The 21,057-nt window shown below is 32.3% G+C and carries 21 protein-coding genes; 2 read left to right on the top strand and 19 right to left on the bottom strand.

Annotated elements, in window-relative coordinates; translation table 11 throughout:
- Positions 1–16: 16 nt before the first annotated feature.
- The 17 genes from C7448_RS13170 to C7448_RS13095 form a co-directional block, all read right to left on the bottom strand.
- Positions 17–2,749 (bottom strand): hypothetical protein, encoded by a 2,733-nt coding sequence (locus C7448_RS13170; RefSeq protein ID WP_115901853.1) that lies wholly within the window; start codon positions 2,747–2,749, stop codon positions 17–19.
- Entirely contained in the window at positions 2,737–5,913 is a 3,177-nt protein-coding gene (locus tag C7448_RS13165) for a baseplate J/gp47 family protein (protein ID WP_115901852.1), read from the bottom strand. The genes C7448_RS13170 and C7448_RS13165 overlap by 13 nt, the downstream gene beginning before the upstream one ends.
- Before the next feature lie 8 nt (positions 5,914–5,921).
- Entirely contained in the window at positions 5,922–6,335 is a 414-nt protein-coding gene (locus C7448_RS13160; protein WP_115901851.1) for a GPW/gp25 family protein, read from the bottom strand.
- A gap of 2 nt (positions 6,336–6,337) precedes the next feature.
- Positions 6,338–6,628, bottom strand: coding sequence for a PAAR domain-containing protein (locus C7448_RS13155; RefSeq protein WP_115901850.1), 291 nt, complete (start codon positions 6,626–6,628; stop codon positions 6,338–6,340).
- A 178-nt stretch (positions 6,629–6,806) separates the two neighbouring features.
- The gene (vgrG, locus tag C7448_RS13150) at positions 6,807–8,552 is read right to left on the bottom strand and encodes a type VI secretion system tip protein VgrG (protein ID WP_115901849.1); all 1,746 of its coding nucleotides are present in this window, start codon (positions 8,550–8,552) and stop codon (positions 6,807–6,809) included.
- Entirely contained in the window at positions 8,553–9,239 is a 687-nt protein-coding gene (locus C7448_RS13145) for a CIS tube protein (RefSeq protein WP_115901848.1), read from the bottom strand.
- Positions 9,239–9,400 carry a DUF5908 family protein gene (locus C7448_RS15875; RefSeq protein ID WP_170137042.1) on the bottom strand — a complete coding sequence of 54 codons (162 nt, stop codon included), beginning with the start codon at positions 9,398–9,400 and terminating at the stop codon, positions 9,239–9,241. The genes C7448_RS13145 and C7448_RS15875 overlap by 1 nt, the downstream gene beginning before the upstream one ends.
- Position 9,401: 1 nt before the next feature.
- Positions 9,402–9,839, bottom strand: a complete 438-nt coding sequence (locus C7448_RS13140) for a phage tail protein (RefSeq protein WP_115901847.1) — start codon at positions 9,837–9,839, stop codon at positions 9,402–9,404.
- Positions 9,839–10,285, bottom strand: coding sequence for a phage tail protein (locus tag C7448_RS13135; protein WP_115901846.1), 447 nt, complete (start codon positions 10,283–10,285; stop codon positions 9,839–9,841). The genes C7448_RS13140 and C7448_RS13135 overlap by 1 nt, the downstream gene beginning before the upstream one ends.
- 44 nt (positions 10,286–10,329) lie before the next feature.
- Positions 10,330–12,291, bottom strand: coding sequence for a phage tail sheath family protein (locus C7448_RS13130; protein WP_245939481.1), 1,962 nt, complete (start codon positions 12,289–12,291; stop codon positions 10,330–10,332).
- 29 nt (positions 12,292–12,320) lie between these two features.
- On the bottom strand, positions 12,321–13,391 hold the full coding sequence (locus C7448_RS13125; protein ID WP_115901844.1) for a hypothetical protein: 1,071 nt from the start codon (positions 13,389–13,391) through the stop codon (positions 12,321–12,323).
- A gap of 6 nt (positions 13,392–13,397) precedes the next feature.
- A complete protein-coding gene (locus tag C7448_RS13120) occupies positions 13,398–13,973 on the bottom strand; it encodes a DUF4255 domain-containing protein (RefSeq protein WP_115901843.1) in 576 nt (191 codons plus the stop codon).
- 317 nt (positions 13,974–14,290) lie between these two features.
- Positions 14,291–15,184, bottom strand: a complete 894-nt coding sequence (gene gldA / locus C7448_RS13115; RefSeq protein WP_115901842.1) for a gliding motility-associated ABC transporter ATP-binding subunit GldA — start codon at positions 15,182–15,184, stop codon at positions 14,291–14,293.
- 56 nt (positions 15,185–15,240) lie between these two features.
- A complete protein-coding gene (locus C7448_RS13110) occupies positions 15,241–15,726 on the bottom strand; it encodes a dihydrofolate reductase (RefSeq protein WP_115901841.1) in 486 nt (161 codons plus the stop codon).
- A gap of 18 nt (positions 15,727–15,744) precedes the next feature.
- Complete coding sequence (locus C7448_RS13105) at positions 15,745–15,930, bottom strand: hypothetical protein (RefSeq protein WP_115901840.1); 186 nt, start codon at positions 15,928–15,930, stop codon at positions 15,745–15,747.
- Positions 15,931–15,993: 63 nt separating this feature from the next.
- Positions 15,994–16,818 carry a thymidylate synthase gene (locus C7448_RS13100; RefSeq protein ID WP_115901839.1) on the bottom strand — a complete coding sequence of 275 codons (825 nt, stop codon included), beginning with the start codon at positions 16,816–16,818 and terminating at the stop codon, positions 15,994–15,996.
- A gap of 115 nt (positions 16,819–16,933) precedes the next feature.
- Positions 16,934–17,590 carry a metal-dependent transcriptional regulator gene (locus tag C7448_RS13095; protein ID WP_115901838.1) on the bottom strand — a complete coding sequence of 219 codons (657 nt, stop codon included), beginning with the start codon at positions 17,588–17,590 and terminating at the stop codon, positions 16,934–16,936.
- A 287-nt stretch (positions 17,591–17,877) separates the two neighbouring features.
- Between C7448_RS13095 and C7448_RS13090 the strand changes: the two genes are divergently transcribed.
- Both C7448_RS13090 and C7448_RS13085 read left to right on the top strand, forming a co-directional pair.
- The gene (locus C7448_RS13090; RefSeq protein WP_115901837.1) at positions 17,878–18,474 is read left to right on the top strand and encodes a superoxide dismutase; all 597 of its coding nucleotides are present in this window, start codon (positions 17,878–17,880) and stop codon (positions 18,472–18,474) included.
- A gap of 1 nt (position 18,475) precedes the next feature.
- Positions 18,476–18,925, top strand: coding sequence for a tetratricopeptide repeat protein (locus C7448_RS13085; protein WP_115901836.1), 450 nt, complete (start codon positions 18,476–18,478; stop codon positions 18,923–18,925).
- A gap of 83 nt (positions 18,926–19,008) precedes the next feature.
- On the opposite strand, the gene C7448_RS13080 is transcribed toward C7448_RS13085, so the two are convergent.
- Positions 19,009–19,191 (bottom strand): hypothetical protein, encoded by a 183-nt coding sequence (locus C7448_RS13080; RefSeq protein WP_115901835.1) that lies wholly within the window; start codon positions 19,189–19,191, stop codon positions 19,009–19,011.
- A 116-nt stretch (positions 19,192–19,307) separates the two neighbouring features.
- Positions 19,308–21,053, bottom strand: a complete 1,746-nt coding sequence (locus C7448_RS13075; RefSeq protein ID WP_115901834.1) for a NupC/NupG family nucleoside CNT transporter — start codon at positions 21,051–21,053, stop codon at positions 19,308–19,310.
- Positions 21,054–21,057: the final 4 nt, after the last annotated feature.

Below are 21,057 nucleotides of genomic sequence, written 5' to 3'. Positions count from 1 at the left end.
TAAACACGTACTATTTTTATGAGTTTTCTTCGTTTGTATTTTCCTTTTCTGATTGTATGTTTCCTATACTAGATTGATTTAGTATAATTCTTCCATCTAATGCTTCATCTTCTGCGTTACAATCGGTTAATCTTCCTACAGGATAAATCGTGTTTAATTGCTGCACAGCTTGTATTAGGTTTGGCAACTCGTTATTTTCTGTAGGTTGTTCTTGTTCTAGGTTTGTTTTTGCAAACAAGTATGTTTTGTATGCGTTTTCGAACTGTAACAAATCGTTTTCTTCATCTGCAATAGTTCCTTTTCGTTCTCCTACCCAACAAATTCTCGGTAAAATATGTGATGGAAGTTCTTGTCGGATTACATCTTCCATATAACGTCTAAAATCTGGGTTTGAAAAACGATAGGTATATCCTGGTAAAACGATACTTACTCTGTAAGAATAAGGATCAATCGTTCCACAGTCTTCACAGTCTTTTGCACAAATAGGTAAGAAGTTTGTTACTTCATTATTGGTAACATCTGGACGCAATAGCATGTGTTCTACTAAAAACATTCCTTCTTCTGTAAAATCTTTTTTCAGAAAAGAAATTGTGTTTAACAATGCTTCTTTTAAATCATTGATATCAGTATAGTATTTGTATTGTTTTGCAATGATGTAATCGGTACTGCTCTCAGGTTTTTCTGGATTGATGACATCAAAAGAATACTTTACTGGAATAGAAGGTTTTGATGGTGTAGATTCATGAATTCTTATAAACCCTACTTGCATATTATTAGTAATGCCTTCTTCAAAAGCTTTTTCTATGTCTTTTTCTTTTGTTTGTGCGATTTGTAAAACTGCAAAGTATAATTCTTCAATAGCAAAGTTTTTTTTAGCATAGTTTTCAGTTGCTGATAGCAATATATTTTCATCATTATCTCTTAATCTCCATCTGTATGTATTGCTACCTTCTTTTACTTCATATATTTCTACATTTGTTTCGGTTAAATGTCTTCTTTTTTCATTGGTAATTCCCATTAAACGTGCTATCCGTTTTTGAAATCCAGATACATTATTCGTATCCCATAGATTTTCTTGGGTTTGTTTATAATAGTTAAAAGCAAGTCCTCTTTCACTACTAATTACTTTATAGTCTTTTAAAAAGGCTTCTTTGTTCGATAGTACAATTTCATCGGTTGCCGTTCCATACAACGCTTTCATAATAAACGTGTATTCTCCAAATCGTTCTGCAAAACGTGCCAATAAATGATCTAAAACGGAATTTCTACGTTCTACATTATTATCAAACTGATTGAACAATAGCTTTGTTAATTCATCATCGTTTGATTGTGGATATTCACTTACAAGCTCATCAAAATCTTTAATATCTTTAACTGCCTGCGTAAAAAATGTACGTGTCTCTTCTCCATTAACAGACAATAATGTGCTTACTTCTGATAGATGTTTGAAATAGGTTGCTAAGATTTGATCGAAAAACGTTAAATATCCTTTTAGTTGTTTTGCTTTGGCTTTCCTTTCATTAGTTACGTGTACTGCTAGCCCTTCTTGACCAATTCCGTAGGTATCAGGAAAATCGTTTTGAATAGTAGTGTACTCTCCAGCTCCTATTGAACTGCCTTTTGGTAGTGATAAAACCTTCTCCTCAGCTGTAATTTGTTGTAAAGCAATTTCATCTTCTTTTAATTGTTTAAGATATTCATCTACTCTATCATAATTTAAGTTCAGCGGAAGAAATCCTTTACTAAAATTAAACGTGCTTTTTTCACACAATACTGGTTTTTTATCTGAATCAATACAAACCACCCATTTGTTTTCTTGAACGATATTTTCATCACAAAACCCTACAGAAATATCTTTAATCAACTTAACTCCTTCTACATTCATGATGATTTTCATCACATCTGAAAGGCGTACTTCTTTTCTTAATTCTGCTTTTTTAAGCTCTTCAATATCTATAAATCCGTTTTCTAATACTGGTCCATCAAATACGGCATCAGTAGTATACCCCTTATCTAGCATTTGTTGAATTGAATAGAATTTTAATGACGGTGATAAGTAGTTTTCTATTTCAAATAAAATAGTAGCATACACCCATTCTTCATCGGCTTCTGGCACAACATCAACATTGGCACAAATGGCAATAGGCTGCGTATCTACTTCGTTTACCTCTATTAAATCTTCACATAAATTTCTATTCTTGTGATATGTTTTTTTAATATGTGGAAGCACTTGCTCTTTTGTATAGCCTTCCTCCAAATCTATCAACAAAGAATACAGTCCTTTTAACTTAAAATCTTTTTGAAATTCTGGTAGAATCTCTTCAAACTTTTGATATCCTAATTTGTTATTCTTACAATCAACAAATACTTGTTTATCATAAATTCGTAGCCAACAGTTTTTCACTCCTTTTAAATCAATAAATAGTTTTCTATAATCTAATTCATTGACTGGTTTCGTTGGAAAAATTTCTGATGCTTTATAAAACTGTGCTTGCAGTGATAAATTTGGATCTTTAGATGCTAATAAATCTTCTAGTGGTGTATTAATACGCATCCCTAAATCGGTAATGGCATAACACAACATTTCTAAAATGGTTACTCCAGGATCATGCGAATTGAAGTCAGTCCATAACTTCCCTCCAAATGCTTCCAAATAAGAAATTCCTTCTTTTCTTAAAAAAGAAAAATCTAAATCGTCTTTGGTAGATATATTCTTAGGAATATTGATATGTTCGTTTATAGCTGACATGTTTGTTCTATGATTTTTTTGGTTCCTTTACAAGTGGTTAACACAGTGCTTACATTATGTTTCTTTGCGGATACTAATATTGATTTTGGGTCGCTTGGTTCTATCTTATACACATTAGCATCCTCATTCATCGTTACATTTTGCAAATAATCTACATAGGGTAGTTTTTCTAGGTAATCAATTAAGACACTTTTATGTAACATAATTCCGAAGGTTACTTCTTTGGTTTCATCAAAAGCCCAAGGAGATAAAAACTTTGTAATGTCTGTTTTTAGTTGTTCGGTATAGAAATTCTCATCATATCCATCATAAAAACTTACTTCTAATCCAATACTTACTTCTTCGTAATTAGGATTGATAACTTCTGCATTTATATGTAGTGTATTTAATGCGTTGATGTAGCGTGTTACACTATTTAAAGTCGCTTTACTTACTCGTGGTTGATACAAATCAAACACGTTCTTATTAACAGTGTCTGGTACTACTACGAGTGTTACATGACCTGCTGCTGTAAAACGTGTTTTTGAGGTATGGTTTAAACATTTTACTTTATAAATCTCTGGAAATTCTTGAAGAATTAAATGTTCGTAATCCCACAAAGTTATCGCTCTGTTTTTATGACGTAAGCGTTCACTTATTCTTCTGTAAAAATTATCATCTGATTCTTCAGGGCTTCCTCCAAAAGAGCTGTAAGGCTGTGATACTGATTTAATTTGTGGTATACGTGTCACCATTTTTTTGATGGTGCCACTGGGCAATCCGTTTTTTAAATGATTTACCTCATTATCGTTATTTACAAACGACGCTTCCACTGCTTGCGCATGAATACCTATCACTTTACATACTGCTTCAAACGATTTACTCGTTTGTGCTTTTATCCAAGTATATCCTGATGGTAATAATGTATTATTTGAAGTAGCTTCTTTAGGTATTGAAAACTTAACAATTCCTGATTTTAAGAAGTTATCTGTGTTATTAGAAATGATATTGTTTTCTAACGTTTTCCACTTATTATTACATAATATCGACCAGTTTATCTTTTCGTTTTCTCCGAAGCTTTCTACTTCTGGATTTTCACTTCCTTCTAATACTTGAATTAACAATGAAAGGTTTTGCTGAGGTGCTAAGTTTTCTATTCCTAAAAACAAATGACCTCCTATACAGTATTTTGGTACTAGTGTGGTTTGAATAACATCTTTATCAAAAATATCTACAATTCCTTTTTCTTCTTGTAAATACTTTTTTTCTGCGTAATTTTCTTCATGCTGACCAAAAGGATGTTCATGAAAAAGTTGAATACGATTTCCTTCCAAATCCATTTCTTCCAGAAGCATGGTTTCTTCTGCTGAATAATTTACAGAAATTGACTCAACCAAAGGAGTGTAAGGCTCATTAGGAAAAATAATATCTTTATCATCTGCACTTACTGCTAATGCATACAATTTAGAATATAATTCGTGTAAAAAAGATTGCTCTAAACTAAGTTGTAAGGCTTCTGCTTTTTCTATTTCATAAGCATTTGCAGTATTTTTCACTTCAAACTCTGACATATAGCTTACTTTATCAGTCTCTTCATCTATCTCTTTTATAAAGAGGTTTTTTATTTCCCCTACTGTTTCATTGGCTTCTCCCGCGGCGTGTAATAATCGTTTTTCTACTTTAAAATGCGTTTCATTATTCACCAATAAAGCTCTTTCATCTATATCTTTTTTGAGTACCTCAATATATTTATTGATTGATGAATAGTTTGGTGATGTTACATATGCTTGATACCACTCTTTAAAGTCTTCTGGCGTATTTTTCCAATGTAGGTTTATCGTGAAATTTTTCCATTTTTTTGAAAAAGCTTCGTCATAACTCACACTAAAATTCGACCTCTCAATGGGACGAGTTGTAAAAGGATGAAATGGTTTTTTAGTTCTTACTGCTCCATTATCATTTTCAACAGTTGCTGATTTTACTCCTTTAACATCTGTTTTTATAGTTACTTTTTCAAGTGTATTTCCTGCTAAAAACCTGTAAAAATCATATCCTACAGCTGTTGAAACATCAAATTCAAAACGCACTAACGGATGTGAAGTGTTATATTTTGTTAGTAAAAACTCTTCGTTATATCCTACTAATGCACCTGAATCATACCCCAAGGTAAACTTGAAACTTATTTGATTTGTAGCTACTAGAGTTCCATCATTCGTATCATTAATAGCAATCAAAGTTGGTTCAATCCATGTTTCTTTACCACTTCCAAAAATTTGAACGGCTTGAAGCAATTCGCTTACATCAAAAGAATTTTCTTCAAAATTGTTTTTAAACTTAATCGTAACTGTTACTGTTCTATCCCCTTCTTGCAATAATAACATTGGTGAGGCAATTGAAAAACCTACTACTGCATCTGGTAATTCAGTAGCATTTTTTTTACTTGCAGGGTATCCGAAGGGATACCAATATGGAGCATCCTCTGGTAATGGTTCTTCAAAACCGTCTTTTGTATTAGCTACCGCGCTCGCTTTTATTTTTTTTAAACCTTCTGAATTGTTATTGTAAATCGTTTTTATAGCACCTACTGAGGCTTTGTTTACAATTAACTCTTCTGTTGTTTCGTAAACCAACGGATTTCCTAAGCTATCTTTTTTCGCATCTAATAAAGTACCTTCTTCAATTCGTTCGTCTGTAATTTTTTTTGCTAATTCAAAAATTATGTGCGCATGATCTGAAATGGGTTCTCGCTTTTGAACTTGTAATATTTCTTTGTAGTAAAAATCTAAATGACGTTTGGTTAAATTATTAAATCGTTCTTTTGAAAATTCTAATAACTCTAAGAAGCAAACAAATAAGGTTAAATGCGGACTCAACTTTCCTTCCTCCGTATATCTATTAAGAGTTGAGTTAATATTTTCTTTTAATTTTTGATATTCTCTGGTTCCTCTAAAAGGAATAGTTGACGTAGTTAATTTTTTAAAAAAATCTTGCCAATCTCCTGATGCTACTTTATGATTTTCTGTAGGAAAATAATTTAGTTTTTCAGCAAAATTATAGGCAAACAAAATCCAATCTTCTATAGTAAAATCGTGAAGTTCGAAATTGTCAGGATCTAACGCGTCAATATAACGCAGCTCTTGTCCTGTTCCGTTTCGTTGTAATATGCTAGAAATGATTTTACTCATGATGTATCTTAATTTATATCGGTTCCTTCTCCTTTATAGAAAGGGAAAACAACATTCGTTCTACTATTGGTAGCTCTAACTCTGTATTCTATTTTTATCACTAACATTCCTTCTAAAGGATCTGTTTCAGAAACATCAATATGAATCACATCGATTCTTGGCTCGTGATATAAAATTGCTGTTTCTATTAATTCTTTAGCGTAAGTAATTAGTGTTCTATCCAGTTTTTCAAAAAGAAGTTCTTGTAAATTACAACCATAATTAGGCAGCATTACGCGTTCTCCTAATCGAGTAGTTAACAGTATTTCTAAGCTACTTTTAATGTCTTCTTCTTCAGAAATCATAACCACTTCACTTAAATCTTTTGAAAACTCTGGTGGAAAATCCCAACCTATTCCTAAAAATGCTTTTTTATTTTCCATTGTTATCCTATTAAAACTCTTGCCTCTCCTAGTACAATAGTTCCTCCATGTGAGGTACTATCTCCCATTCTTGCTGCTGGCATTCCGCCGATTAATACTGTTCCTGAACCAGCTACTATACTATCTGGTGGTCCTGTACAAGTTGCCATATCTCCCACCCTCGCAGCTGGCAAACCTCCAATTAATACTGTAGGCTCTCCTGCGGGTAAAATTGGCCCTCCAACGTGAGGTACAACCCCTGTAACCATCGGGCATACATGCATATCTGTTATTCTTGCTGCTGGATTTCCCATTTTTTTGTTTTTTTGATTGTCATTAAGAATAGCATAAAGTAACCTCCTTTTAAAAAATTCCTTCGTCGTACCTTCTCGGAATGACGTTTTCTTTTTGTCTCCTGTCTCCTGTCTCCTGTCTCCTGTCTCCTGTCTCCTGTCTCCTGTCTCCTGTCTCCTGTCTCCTGTCTCCTAAAGATTAATTTATTTGAACTAATGAACCTTTTAAAACAGCTATAGCACTTGTTGAAACTTCCGCTCCAGCACTGCCTTCTGCTTTAAATTCTGCATTTGCTGCTATACTCACATTGGTTCCTTCAATGTTTACATCTCCTGATGCTTTTAATGAGATATCTCCTGCACTTTCCATTGATATTCCGTCGCTGTTTATCGTAATTACATTAGAATTATCATCTTCAATCGTTATGGCTCCTTCATCTTCATCCAGCGAAATAATTTTCCCTGCAGGTGTTTCAATCGTGATTATTTTTTTATCATCATCAAACAACACTTTCATCTCACTTCTTGTAATGATTCCTTTTTCATGATTGTCGTCTGTTGCAGTAATCGGTGAAGGTTTTGCGCTACTATGCAACATACCTAAAACAATGGCATCGTTAGGGTCTTCATTGATAAATCCTACAATAACTTCGTCTCCTATTTCTGGACGAAAGAAAATACCTCTACTATCTCCTGCGTCTGGTGAAGCTACTCTACACCAAATACCTTCTTCTTCATTATTTACAATTGGAATTTGTACTAGAATCCTGTCTTCTCCGTCAGGATCTTCTTCTAATTGAGAAACTATCCCTACTTGTAGGCCTTGAATGGCTGGTAATAATCCTGATGCTGGTTTTGCTGAGATTTCAAAAGTTTCTGAAAACCATTCTGTTGATAATCCAAACTGTGCATTGACCACCCAATTTCCTTCTGAAATTACATGTTGAACTCCTGTTACATATACATTTCCGTTGAATCGATCTCCTACACCTTCTAGTTTTAAAATAGTGTTTGGTTTCACTGACGGAATTCCTTGAAACTTTACACGTCCTCTTACTTTCGCTAATTGTTGAAATAACCATTTGGCATCTGCCCAGTCTTGTAATTCAGTATCCGTAACAACACCTCCGTGTCGTAACTCCATACTTTCTAAGCCTATGGTTTTGTTTAAGTCTGAAACCGATAAGTTTCCGTTTAAACTTACATTTGGGTCTTTTCCTTCAATTTCGACTACTTCTTGGTCGGCATGATTCCAACTATAAGCTGCTACTTTTTTAACTTGATGACGTGCATCTATTTCTGCATCAAAATCTAATAAGGAACCTCCGAAGGTTACAGTTTCAATTTCTGATTGACTCACATTCGGTTTCGCTATGGTAATGGTTCCATCATCAACAAAACACAATTTCCCATTTGCTTGGGCTCTTGAAACTACAAAATCCCAATCTGACGCATTGTATTGTACTAATTCTGCATGATTATAATTGGTAGCTTCTACCTCTTTAGACAAGCTATAATTCCCTATAATTTCTTCAAAAATGTCGCTATCGGTACTTTCATAGAAATACTTGCTTTTTCTACCTACCGTCATTTTCACCGCTTCGTCTTTACACTCAACTATTAATTGTGCTGAGTTTCCTCTAATTCTTAGATTATGCTTAATAACAATTCCTTTGAAAATGGTTTCTTCATCTGAATGGTACCCTGAAGTAATCTCAATTTCTTTTCCTGGAATTAACAACTCTTCGTTACTTAACTTAAAATCTCTTTGAGAAGCATCTCCATCTAGTAAAACTAGCTGAGCTGTAGGTATTTTATTTACTTCTTTAGCTACAGTTATATTTTTTACCTCGTATTGTTTTGAGAGTTCTTCTCCTTCAATTAAGATTTTAAAGGTGACTAAATCGGCACTTTTTGAAGTTTGTATGGTTCCTGTGTTATTCATTTATGCGAATTTTTGTAAGGGTGGAAAAAAAAATTCTTGTCCTGGTTGTAATTTTCTAAACTGCATTATTTTATTAACCCGAGCTACTTCTAAATAATACTTGGAGTCTCCATAAATACGATGACACATTAGCGGTAAGGTGTCTCCTGATTTTACTTTACGATAGTGTGTTAAGTCTGGCGATTGGTTGTTTTCTCTTGCTACTCGTAAATCATCATCAACAGTTCCTTTTACTTTTAATTTCGCATTAGCGCGTAAAGGGGTTCCGTCTGGTGCAAACAATCTATATTCAATGGAAAGGTCAACTAAAGAGCCTTTAAAGAGTAAAGCTCCCCATTTAATCATTAAATAATAAGGTTTGTGTTCTTCTCCGCTATAATCGAATACGATTTTTTTAAATGCCTCTATTTTATCAATAATCCCATCTTTTAAATCTGGGTTACCATCTATGACTCCACTACTGTCAAATAATAAATCTAAGTCTAGTTCTTGTGGAGCAATTCTCGTAAAACTCGGCTGTGTTGCGCTTGTACCTTGCCCTTGTTCTTCATCATACTCAGGTTTATAGGCAATCATATATTTTTCTGGGTTTACTAATGTTGTAAACTCTCCATCTGCAACCTCATCGGTAAAGCCTATATCCTTATACGCTTTTATGACTAGTTTTTTTAACTCTCCTTGACTCATTATCGTTGTTTTTGTCTTTCCAAAATGTCCATTACTTCTTCAACACAGGCTGTAACAATAGCTGCAGTATTTCCATTTTTTGATCCACTCATTTTTCCTTGTGATACTGATTTTTCATCCACATTAATCTTAATATGTAACTCTTTGATAGTAATAGGCATTTTATACTATTTTAAAATAATTGTAGCTTAATTCAAGTGTTTCAATAACTAGTTTGCTTTCTTCAGCATTAAAATCACCTACATTCCATTTTACAGGGTATGCATGCTTTACATTCCAAGTTTGTATGGTTTGCTCATCTTCACCCAATAACATTACATTGATATTTACAGGTTGTATTTCGAAGTTTCCTAGAGCGTCTTTACACCACTTAATCACTTCCGAATCCACAAGCATTCCTCTTTTTAATACTAAATTTGGATATTTAGAACGTACAGGTATTGTATGCTTGAACCTATTTTCTCCTCCTTCGGTTATTTCTTCAGTTTCAAGGTCTACTGAAAGACCTGAAACTGATTGAAATGAATTGTCTCCTTGTGAAGTTGAAATATCTTCAAACTCTACTTTAAAACTAAAACCTACTGGCGGATGATAGTTCATTACGATGACATTTTTAATTTCTCAATAGCCCACTCAGCAGTTTCGATAGCTATTTCATTACCATCAGCTTTTAAATCTGTAGGCTGTACTTTAGTGATGTATGCATTCTGAGCTTCCCATACTACTGCTGGGTCTCCATTTTCATCTAATAATTTAATGGTTAAATCTCCTCTAAACTGCTCTCCTCCTTCTTGGAAATAAACAGTTTTAGCCCATTGCTTATAAAATTGCTTGCTTTCATCTACAAAGGTTCCTCGCTTCATAGTAATATTACTATACTCGAACAACCCAGGTTGTTTTGATTTGTGATATTCTTTATCTGCTCCTCCACGATATTCTATTACTTTATTATCGAAACTTAACCCTGATACTTCTGTACAATTAAATTTCGTGTCTCCAAAGGTTACCTCAAAGGAAAACTTTGGCATTGGATATGACTCTGCCATGACTCTTTATTTTTTTATTTATAATTTTTGGTTAGTTAATTTACTTATGCTTCTTGCATTTTGTGAGAGAATTTAAGGATGATAAATTCAGCTGGACGTACTACTGCCATACCAATTTCTATTATCATATTCCCTTCTAAAACATCTTGAGCTGTCATAGTTTCTCCTAAACCAACACTTACATAAAACGCTTTTTCTGGCGTAGGCCCTGCAAGTGCTCCAGCTCTCCATTGTTGTGTTAAGAAATTATCAATCATTGCTTTTACACGTACCCAAGTATTTTTATCATTAGGTTCAAAAACAAATTGTTCAGAGGCTTTTTTAATTGATTCTTCTGCCATATTGAAGAAACGTCTTACTGATACATATCTCCACTCGTTATCATTTCCTGCAAGGGTTCTTGCTCCCCAAACTAAGTTTCCTTTTCCAACGAATGATCTAATAGCATTGATTGATTTTCCTGCTACTGTATCTACATTTAAATCTTTTTGTGCATCATGCGATATATTAACAGATGGAGCATATACATAATTTAACCCAACATTCGCTGGTGCTTTCCATACCCCTCTATCTGAATCTACTTTAGCATAAATCCCTGCCATTGTTGCACTTGGCGCTAGTTTAACAGGCAACAACCCTATTTCTGATTTTATTTTGTTATACAACGCGTTGTTATCAACTTTTAAATCAGACAATGAAGGTAATGTCGTAACACCTCCTAAACCATCTATTGCTCCTTTTAAAGCAAATAACTCATTTGTTGTTGTTTGATCTTCCAAACTTGTATAAATTCCGTTATTAGTCATATCTACCTCATCAGTAATATCTAATAATCCAAAAACATTTGTCGCATTAGAAGTTAAACTTCCTATTAATTTTCCTTCGGTATCATCTTGTTGTAGTTTAAATACTTTACCGTGTAAGTCGGCTAGAATAGCTTCTAGATTACTGTCCATCCAAGTTGTCATACTTGTACTTGGTGCTGTTAAAGAGGCTTCTCCTGAGTCTTCCGCTTCAGAAACCAAGTCATTAATTGATGTAGTAATGTCTTCTAAATAGCTAATAATGTTCTTAACGCTAGAAATTGCATCATTTTTAAACGTTAATGCTACTTCATTACCTGCCCCATCAATAGCATTTTTTGTATCAACTAATACAGTCAATAACCCATCTAGTTCTGTTAAATTTATTCCATCGATTACATTATCCGCTTGTACTGACAAGCTTTCTTCTAACCCTTGGATATCAATACTATCTTCATCGTAAGAAAAATCTAAAATTGTATTTAAATACGGAAAATATGCTGCTCCATATTTTAAATAATCTTTTCCTAAAGAAAGTTTACTTCTAAGAGCTTCTACCGGATCTACATCTCCTCCTCCATCATCATATTCTTTATCTGAATAGGTATCAATAATTGCAAAACGGTCTTGTAGTTTATTACACTGAGTAAGCGCTAATGAATATAAACTATAAAAATCTGTGTCTGATGTTAGTGAAGTTGCATCAGAAAACACAAGCAAGGTTACTTCGTCTATATATTCTATTGCTTCTAAACCTTCTTTTAACCCTTTAAATCCATTATTTCCTACCTCTTCAAGAAGTACGGGATTCGTATTATTATTGGTTCTTGCTGAAGTATAAGTTCCTACTGAAGTTACATAACATGGTCCTCCTCCATTTGCAAAGTACATTTGCATATTATAATACATTTTAAAAGGAGATGGATTACTTGGTTGTGTTACTAAAACTTCTTCGTTTGCTTGATTGGCATTTGTTACATTAATTCCAATCGTTGTTTCTTTTTCAGAAAAGCCAAAATATGTTTCATATTCCAACATTGAAGTAATTCTCTTAGGTTCTAACAATAAATCATTATCCTCTTTCTTTTTAGCTTTCTCGGTATAACCAATAAAAGCTGGAATTGCTGTTTCTACTTGAGCTACCGAAGGCGGAAACTTTACAATTTCCTCTACGTAGACTCCTGGTGTTTTGTACGCTGACATAATTACTTGTTTTAAATTTTAATTTTTATTTATATAAATACTTCCGAATAATAATCTTGCGACTCTTTCTTAATACTTTCTGGAGTGGGATTAGGGAAATAATAATCATTTTGTGGTTGTGGTGAGACATCTTGTTTATCTATCTCTACACGTCCATTAAGTGTCAAAGGTTTTTCTTCTGATGTAGTCATTACGAGGTTTTCACTTCTTTTTGTGTAACGCCAAAAAGTGGATCTATTTTCAATACAAATAGCAAACTGAGGAAATTCCTTTAACAAACATTGTTTTGGTACATCAAACAATTGTGTTTGCTCATTCTTAACTAGTACTTCTTCTGTTAGGTTTGTGTTGTTATCTCCTGATATCTGGATTTGAACAATACCTATTACCCCGCTATTTTTAATTCTTTTCACAAAAGAATTGATAGTATCTATCACCTTTTGTTCTTCTTCATTTAAAGGAATAGCATTGGTTATTTTAGACTCTATAACATCTAATTCTAAAGCTTCGATGTTTGCTATGGTTACTAAGTTTGGTGTAACTGTATCTAACTCCTTTTCACTTTCAAGTTGATGTAATAGCTTTCTTGTTTCATTATCTGAAATCAAAAATGAACTCCATTTTTTTATTTCTGAAATTGTTTCAAATAAATTGATTGCTGAAGAGCTTTTGTTTGATAAGTAATATAGTTGCTGTTCTTTTTTTTCAATTATGTTAGAAAAGTTTTCAAAATAAGGATGATCTACTTTTAAGTAAAAAGTTAACGTTAGCGAATCAGATAATGTAATAATTGGACTATATCTTTTTACCTCTTGGTTTCCTTCTTCTGCAATTACTTCTAAAGTTTCTGATACTATTCGAATTCCTTTTTTATGGTTTCTAAGTAATAGTCTATGGTTTTTTAAACTTTTTTTGGTCTCTTTTGTAGGCTGAATTGATAAAAAATTGCTAATATCATATTGTTCTTCTAAACGTTTTTTTTCTTCATCTGTAAGGGGTATTGCCCCATTATTCCCTCCATTTAACTCGAAAAAAGTTCGTTCTCCTTCATTTAGAAAGTATGCGTGATATATATTGATATTGAACAATGTTTTATACATAACCTTTTAATTTTTAATTATTGATTGTTGTTCAATACCAGAGATTACTGTTCCTTCTTTAGTTACGATGTCCCTTTCTATTTCTAGTAATGTTATTTTATAAAGTACAGATGGATATTGTTTACCTCCTAAGGTTCCCCATATATAATTCAATTCCTCAAACGAAGGCGTATATAATTGTGTAATAAACTTAAAAGTCTTTAAGTCTCCTAATCCATCTATCCCTTCAAAGTCAGTGTTTTGATGAGTGAATACTTTTTTCCCTTGAAAAAAGGCTAATATTTTTGTTAAACTCTTTAAAGATTCAGCATAACTAGATTTATCTACACTAAATAAGACATATAAGTTTAGGTACACTTTTGGATTTCTATAACTAACTGAAGTTCCTTCTACACGATTGTTAGAAGTGTTTTTTAGTGCAAACTCTTCTTGTGTATTAATTAATGTTAATGAAATATCTGGGTTATTTCCTGGAGAATTCCCATCTCCTTCAGCCATAGCTATATTTGATAAGTCTACGGATTTTTCGTCGAAATAGGTGTTTAATTCCTCGGTAATGATTTGTAATATTTCAAAAATCATTTGATAGTAAGTTTGGTTAGTTTTTGCTTGTAGATTGAAGGGTTAGCAATCAGACATTGTAAAATTAACCTCTCTTACGAAGAGTAACCGCAATGAAAAGCTCTTTTATAAAAGTAGTTTCTCCTAAAAATTTTTAAATAGAATTACAGGTGTTAAAAAGGGGGAAATCACCCTTACTTTTTTAAATAGGAAGTTTTAAATTTAACGAAAACCAAACAAAAACCTCTTTACGCACAGTATGTAAAGAGGTTTTTATTCTATAATTATTATTAAAGAGCTTATACTTGTTTATTTAGTTTTTCTTTTTCTATCAATTTTTATTGAGTTAACTCCCTAAATAGGCTTTCTAAGTTTTTGTTTTCTGCATTTAATCCAAGTATTTTCAAACCGTTTTCTTGTGCAAAATCAAAAATTACCGGACGCATATCTTCTTCTGAATTAAAAACGAGTGTCCAGTTGTTTTCTAAGGTGTTTTTATAAGATGCTATGTTAGGTAAGCGTTTGATAAATTGCTCTTCTAATTTATAATCAAACGTTACTTTAATTACTTGCTCATTATCCGTTTTAAGCTCTGAAATAGGTTTATTAATTACTATTTCACCTTTGTCAATAATTATAACTCGGTCACACATTGCTTCTACTTCTTGCATAATGTGTGTTGACAACAACACTGTTTTATCTTTTCCTAGTTCTTTTATTAATTGACGTATTTCAACTAATTGATTTGGGTCTAATCCTGTTGTTGGTTCATCTAGAATTAAGACTTCAGGATTGTGTAAAATAGCGGCTGCTAAACCTACTCGTTGACGGTATCCTTTTGATAATTGATTGATTTTTTTATGTGCCTCAACCGTTAGTCCTATTTTTTCAATAATTTCATTTATCTTAGACTTTTTTGTCTTATGTAAAGATCCTTGAAACTGTAAATATTCTCGCACATACATATCTAAATACAACGGATTATGTTCTGGTAAATAACCTATTTTTTTTTGTGCTTCAATAGGATTTGTTATTACATCAATTCCACTCACCAATACAGTTCCTTCTGAAGGTTGAATAAACCCCGTTAAGATTTTCATTGTTGTAGATTTCCCTGCTCCATTTGGACCTAAAAAACCTACTATTTCTCCTTTTTGTGCTGAAAAAGAAATATTATTAACTGCTTTTTGTGCTCCGTATGTTTTTGTTATTGAAGTAAGTTCTATTGACATTTTGGTCTTTCTAAGTATAATGATGAGATTCTGAAATAAATTCAGAATGACAATAATTAATGTTTCTCATAAGAAACGAAACTATAGTCGTATTTATTTTTCTCGTCTGCTTTAAAATCTTCTCGAGCTACTTCTTTCCATATAGTTTTATCAATTTCAGGAAAAAAAGCGTCTGCTTCAAACTCGTGATGTAAAACAGTAATATCTAGCCTATCAACTAAGTTTTGCTCCAAAGCTTCCTTATAAATTTGTGCTCCCCCAATGATAAATGCATCCTTTTCTTCAGTTAACTCAATAGCCTGCTCAATACTATTAGCTATTAAGCATCCGTTTACAAAGTAGTTATTATTTCGGGTAATAATTATTGATGTACGGTTTGGCAAAGGTTTACCAATACTTTCAAAAGTGTTACGTCCCATTAAAATAGCATGTCCTGTAGTAACTTTTTTAAAACGTTTTAAGTCGGCTGGTAAATACCAAATTAAGTCATTATCTTTCCCTAAAGCATTATTTTTTGCAATTGCGGCTATGAGTGTAATCATAAATTTAGTTTGTGTGGCTTACATGTTTTTCACCCATTCTTTAATATATCCTGTAAGATCTCTTTTTTCTGTAGTAGCTTCTTCAAAAGTTTCATTTCTCATATTGTCAACCAACGTATGAATTGCTCTTAATACATTTTCATCATTAATTTCAGCTATTTTGTCGTAGAGATCTTCTTTTAAAACATCAACGTCTGTATTCATTTTATAACTTTTTAGGTGGTTTCTTACAAAGCTACTAAACAATATGTATAAAATAAAGTTAAATTATACCGCTACAATTCCTTTTATGTGTGGATGAGGGTCGTAACCAACTAATTCGAAATCTTCAAAAGTAAAATCTTCAATATTTTTTATTGCTGGATTAATTTTCATCTTCGGAAGAGGTCTAGGTTCACGTGATAATTGCAACTCTAACTGATCCATGTGATTATTATAAATATGTGCATCTCCAAATGTGTGGACAAACTCTCCTGCTTCGTAACCGCAAACTTGTGCAACCATCATAGTGAATAACGCATACGATGCTATATTAAAAGGAACTCCTAAAAATATATCTGCACTACGTTGATACAATTGGCATGAAAGTTTTCCATCTGCTACATAAAACTGAAAAAATGCATGACATGGAGGAAGCGCTGCTTTTCCATTCGCTACATTTTCTGCAAACGATTTTGAAGTATCTGGTAAAACTGAAGGGTTCCATGCAGACACTAACATTCTACGGCTATTTGGATTGCTTTTTAACGTTTCAATCACTTCTTTCAACTGATCTATCTCGTCACTATTCCAGTTACGCCATTGATGTCCATACACCGGGCCTAAATCTCCATTATCATCAGCCCATTCATTCCAAATGCGTACACCATTTTCTTGTAAGTACTTAATATTAGTATCCCCTTTTATAAACCATAACAATTCATATATAATTGATTTTAGGTGTAACTTCTTAGTTGTTACCATAGGAAATCCTTCACTTAAATCAAATCGCATTTGATATCCAAAAACACTTTTTGTTCCTGTTCCTGTTCTATCTCCTTTTTCGTTTCCGTTATCTAAAACATGCTTTACTAAATCATGATACTGCTTCATCCTTCTGCGTTTAACCGTTAAAATTATTGAATTGTTTAACAACGTAAAAATAAAAAAGCATCTACAAAAAATGTAAATGCTTTTAAAATTATATTAATAAGTTATCAACTGTTTTCTAATTTTTCTCAACCAATAATCTATCACAAACTACTTTACTTAGCACTTCTTCTTTTTTGTCTTTATAAGCAAGAGTCATAGTTCCATCAAAAGACTCTACCAAAAGTACCTCAATTATTGTTTCTAACGATAAACCTTTACTATTTAAAAAACGTAAAAAATCAGCAGAGGAGTTAGCAACAGCTTTCAACTTTACTACATCTCCTCCTTTATATTCACTTAATTTATAGTAGGTTTTAACCGGTATTTTTCCATTAACATCAGGAATTGGTGAACCATGTGGATCAAAAGAAGGATATCCTAATATTTCATCCATCTTTTTAAAAAAGATAGGAGAATCAACATGTTCAATCTGTTCAGCAATATCATGCACTTCTTCCCACCCAAAGCTCATAACTTCTACCAAAAACATTTCTGTTAAACGATGTTTTCTAATAATAGCAACAGCTTTATTCTGTCCTAAAACTGTTAAACGAATGGGTTTATATTTTTCATAGCTTACTAATTTTTTTCCTGCCAACTTTTTCATCATACTCGTTACTGTTGGCATTTTTATATCCAATTGTTTAGAAAGTTCATTTACACTTACTTCTCTTTTCTCGTTAGAGAGGTAAAATAACGCTTTAAGATAATTTTCTTCTACTAATGAATCCATGCAGCAAATATAACAATTAAACTATTTTTCTTGATAAACTGAAAATTAAACACAAAATAAATTTGTTAGATTATACTAACTTTTTAATTTTGTAAGCAAAACAAAAAACTGTTGTCGATTATGAATTATGCTATAAAACTATTAGAAAAGAACAAAAAGTACTTAGAACGGCATATTAAAAAAACGGGGTTAATGCGTACAAACATGGATAAGGCAACACAAGAACTACATAAAATAACATCACTCAAAAAAGCAATTAAATTTTTAAAACATAAAAGCAAAAACCAATGAAAATATCACTAAAACTTCCAGATTTACCTTACAGCAAAAACGCTTTTAACTCTATTCTTTCTGAAGAAACTTTTGAGTATCATTACGGAAAACATCATGCGGCTTATGTTAACAATCTTAAAAATTTAATAAAAGACACCTCTTTTCAAAACTCTAACATTGAAACAATAATTCTACAAGGATATAAAGAAAATAACTTCCCGTTGTTTAATAACGCTGCTCAACACTGGAATCATACCTTTTTTTGGAATTCGTTATCCCCAAATGGTGGAGCATTGCCTTATGGTAAAATTGCAGAACTTATTATAAGAGATTTTGGTAGTTTCGAACATTTCAAAGAACAGTTTTCTACTACAGCTGCCAAACTTTTTGGTTGTGGCTGGACATGGTTAGCGCAAAATAAAGAGGGTAAATTGGAAATTATTCCTATGAAAGAGGCTCATACTCCTTTGACTAAAGACAAAAAACCGATACTAACGCTTGATGTATGGGAGCATGCGTATTATATAGATTATCGAAATGCTCGTCCAAAATTTATAGAAGCTTTTTGGGAAATTATAAACTGGGATTTTGCCAATACAAATTTAAAATAACATGAGTGATTTTTGCATAAACAACGTAGAAAACCATTGGAAAACACTAACTAATTTAGCGAATGATTTTTTCAATAAGAAGAATTATAAACTAGCCCTGAACAACTATAAAAATGCATTATACAGAGCAGAAGTACTAAACAATCACCTTCAAGAGTGCATACGTCTAAAAATTCCTTTTATTCAAGTATATATTATTTCATGCAACAACTTAGCAAATACTTATAAAGAGCTAGAACAAATGGAAGAAGCCGAAAACATATTAAAACGTACTGTTCATTACTTATTACATTTGACTAGAAATAAAAAACTTAATAAAAACGAAATACAAACAGAGCTCAAAAGAGCTAGCCTCAATTATATTAATTTTACTGAACAAATAAGTAATAATAAAGCCAATCAGATTTATTTATACAAGCAAATAAAAGAACATTTTAGCGACAATGATTAAACCAAAAACATTACAAAAACAAAAAGCATCTACTTTTTTGTAGATGCTTTTATAAAATTATATTAATTAGTTATCAACTATACTTATGCCCAAACACAAGTTCCATTACTTTGACAGTAACCGTAGTCACAAAACTCTTGACCGTTTGCAAACCTAGTACAACACATACGAGGTCCTTTACAGTAGGTATAACGACCTCCATTAATTTCGTTTTGCTCGTTTCTTGATAACGTTTTAATTCCTTTTAAACTTTTCAGTTTTTTCATGATAGATTTAATTTTGGGGGTTAATATTGGTATAAATATATCAAAAAAAGTGAACAAACAAAACTATCACCTTAAAAAACAAGCAATTAACAAAAACATTGTCTTTGTAAAATATACTAACCTATTATCATTCCTGCAATGGTTGCCGACATTAACGAAGCTATCGTACCTCCAATTAAAGCCTTCATACCAAATTCAGATAAATTTTTACGTTGTCCTGGAGCTAATGAACCAATTCCTCCAATTTGAATTCCGATAGAAGCAAAATTTGCAAAACCACACAACATATAAGTAGCCATAATTACTGACTTACTATAAGTTAAGTGTGTAGCACTTGCTACATCCTTTAATTCTGCTAATTGAATATACCCTACAAACTCACTCGCAGCTAATTTAATACCTAATAACTGCCCCATCAATGCCATATCTTCTTTAGCTACTCCAATTAACCACATTAAGGGCGCAAAAGCATATCCTAAAATAAATTCTAATGATAATGACTCATAAGGTGTTACTCCTGCAATCAATTCGTTTAAAGAAGTAAACTTCCAACTGAAATATTCAATTCCATCAAAACCTCCTAAGCTTCCTAAAATACCATTTATCATGGCTATGAATGCAATAAATACTAATAACATTGCTGCTACATTCATTGCCAACTGTAAACCTTCAGTTGTTCCATTAGCAATAGCGTCCAAAATATTTGAACCTATTTTTTCTGATGAAACTTGTACATCTGTGTTTACTTCTTCGGTTTGTGGATATAATATTTTTGAAATTATAATTGCTCCTGGCGCTGCCATTACTGACGCTGCTAACAAGTGTTTTGCATATAGTAAACGTAACACTTCATCATCCCCTCCTAAAAATCCAATATAAGCCGCTAAAACTGCTCCTGCTACAGTAGCCATTCCTCCTATCATTACTAATAGAATTTCAGAACGGTTCATTTTTTCTAAATACGCCTTAATTAACAAAGGTGCTTCTGTTTGACCTAAGAAAATATTTCCTGCTACTGATAAACTCTCAGCTCCAGAAATTTTTAAAAATTTAGACAGTAACCAAGCCAACCCTTTTACTATTTTTTGAATTAGCCCTAGGTAAAACAATACTGACGTTAGTGCTGAGAAAAATATAATTGTAGGTAATACTTGAAATGCAAAAATAAATCCAAAAGAATCCATATCAGCTACTAAACCGCTGAATAAAAACTCACTTCCTGCTCTTGTAAAATCTAATACACTTACAAATAAACCTCCTACTAACTCAAACGTTTTTTGTACAAAAGGAACTTTTAAAACTCCAATAGCTATTAGTAATTGAAAAGCCAATCCTAATCCTACCGTTTTCCAATCAATACCTCTTCGGTTTGCACTAAATAAAAAAGCAACAATTAGTAACGTTATCATTCCTAAAGCTCCTCTCCATAAACTTTGCATTGAGAAACCTTGGCTTGGAATTATTTCATTTTTACTTTCTACTACTTCTTCAGAACCTTTTACTAAAACTACTATTGGTTCTGTTGTAAAATTATAAAGTATATTTTTTTCTGAGAGTGTTAGTACTTCATCTGTTAACTCAACCACATTGTAATAACGAACTGTATCGTTAGGTTGTTTGTAGTTAAAAATTAATAAGTTGTTTTGATGAATATAGTTTCCTGAAGCTTGTAAACTATCTTTTTCTACTAATGAGTATGTAAAGTTCCCTTCTGATAAAGTAAAAACGTCTGTAGGATCTATAGAAACAATAGAGTCTCCTTCTGTTGTTGTAATTGATGAAAAATTCCACTTTTTTTCAATGCTTTGGCTAAAAGTTATCATCGTAACGCAAAGCATTATGAAGGTAAATAGTTTCTTCATTTTT

The sequence above is a fragment of the Tenacibaculum gallaicum genome (assembly GCF_003387615.1).
Lineage (GTDB): Bacteria > Bacteroidota > Bacteroidia > Flavobacteriales > Flavobacteriaceae > Polaribacter > Polaribacter gallaicus.
The sequence above is the reverse complement of the archived record's forward strand: the minus strand, read 5'-3'. Positions and strand labels throughout refer to the sequence as shown.

What these genes read in the sequence shown, in the direction of transcription:
- C7448_RS13130 (WP_245939481.1), bottom strand. Translation starts at nt 12,291, where the DNA reads ATGTCAGCGTACAAAACACCAGGAGTCTACGTAGAGGAAATTGTAAAG.
- C7448_RS13135 (WP_115901846.1), bottom strand. Translation starts at nt 10,285, where the DNA reads ATGGCAGAGTCATATCCAATGCCAAAGTTTTCCTTTGAGGTAACCTTT.
- C7448_RS13160 (WP_115901851.1), bottom strand. Translation starts at nt 6,335, where the DNA reads ATGGAAAATAAAAAAGCATTTTTAGGAATAGGTTGGGATTTTCCACCA.
- vgrG (WP_115901849.1), bottom strand. Translation starts at nt 8,552, where the DNA reads ATGAATAACACAGGAACCATACAAACTTCAAAAAGTGCCGATTTAGTC.
- C7448_RS13100 (WP_115901839.1), bottom strand. Translation starts at nt 16,818, where the DNA reads ATGAAGCAGTATCATGATTTAGTAAAGCATGTTTTAGATAACGGAAAC.
- C7448_RS15875 (WP_170137042.1), bottom strand. Translation starts at nt 9,400, where the DNA reads ATGCCTATTACTATCAAAGAGTTACATATTAAGATTAATGTGGATGAA.
- C7448_RS13120 (WP_115901843.1), bottom strand. Translation starts at nt 13,973, where the DNA reads ATGATTTTTGAAATATTACAAATCATTACCGAGGAATTAAACACCTAT.
- gldA (WP_115901842.1), bottom strand. Translation starts at nt 15,184, where the DNA reads ATGTCAATAGAACTTACTTCAATAACAAAAACATACGGAGCACAAAAA.
- C7448_RS13085 (WP_115901836.1), top strand. Translation starts at nt 18,476, where the DNA reads ATGAGTGATTTTTGCATAAACAACGTAGAAAACCATTGGAAAACACTA.
- C7448_RS13125 (WP_115901844.1), bottom strand. Translation starts at nt 13,391, where the DNA reads ATGTATAAAACATTGTTCAATATCAATATATATCACGCATACTTTCTA.
- C7448_RS13165 (WP_115901852.1), bottom strand. Translation starts at nt 5,913, where the DNA reads ATGAGTAAAATCATTTCTAGCATATTACAACGAAACGGAACAGGACAA.
- C7448_RS13170 (WP_115901853.1), bottom strand. Translation starts at nt 2,749, where the DNA reads ATGTCAGCTATAAACGAACATATCAATATTCCTAAGAATATATCTACC.
- C7448_RS13080 (WP_115901835.1), bottom strand. Translation starts at nt 19,191, where the DNA reads ATGAAAAAACTGAAAAGTTTAAAAGGAATTAAAACGTTATCAAGAAAC.
- C7448_RS13095 (WP_115901838.1), bottom strand. Translation starts at nt 17,590, where the DNA reads ATGGATTCATTAGTAGAAGAAAATTATCTTAAAGCGTTATTTTACCTC.
- C7448_RS13145 (WP_115901848.1), bottom strand. Translation starts at nt 9,239, where the DNA reads ATGAGTCAAGGAGAGTTAAAAAAACTAGTCATAAAAGCGTATAAGGAT.
- C7448_RS13105 (WP_115901840.1), bottom strand. Translation starts at nt 15,930, where the DNA reads ATGAATACAGACGTTGATGTTTTAAAAGAAGATCTCTACGACAAAATA.
- C7448_RS13155 (WP_115901850.1), bottom strand. Translation starts at nt 6,628, where the DNA reads ATGGGAAATCCAGCAGCAAGAATAACAGATATGCATGTATGCCCGATG.
- C7448_RS13090 (WP_115901837.1), top strand. Translation starts at nt 17,878, where the DNA reads ATGAAAATATCACTAAAACTTCCAGATTTACCTTACAGCAAAAACGCT.
- C7448_RS13110 (WP_115901841.1), bottom strand. Translation starts at nt 15,726, where the DNA reads ATGATTACACTCATAGCCGCAATTGCAAAAAATAATGCTTTAGGGAAA.
- C7448_RS13075 (WP_115901834.1), bottom strand. Translation starts at nt 21,053, where the DNA reads ATGAAGAAACTATTTACCTTCATAATGCTTTGCGTTACGATGATAACT.
- C7448_RS13140 (WP_115901847.1), bottom strand. Translation starts at nt 9,839, where the DNA reads ATGAACTATCATCCGCCAGTAGGTTTTAGTTTTAAAGTAGAGTTTGAA.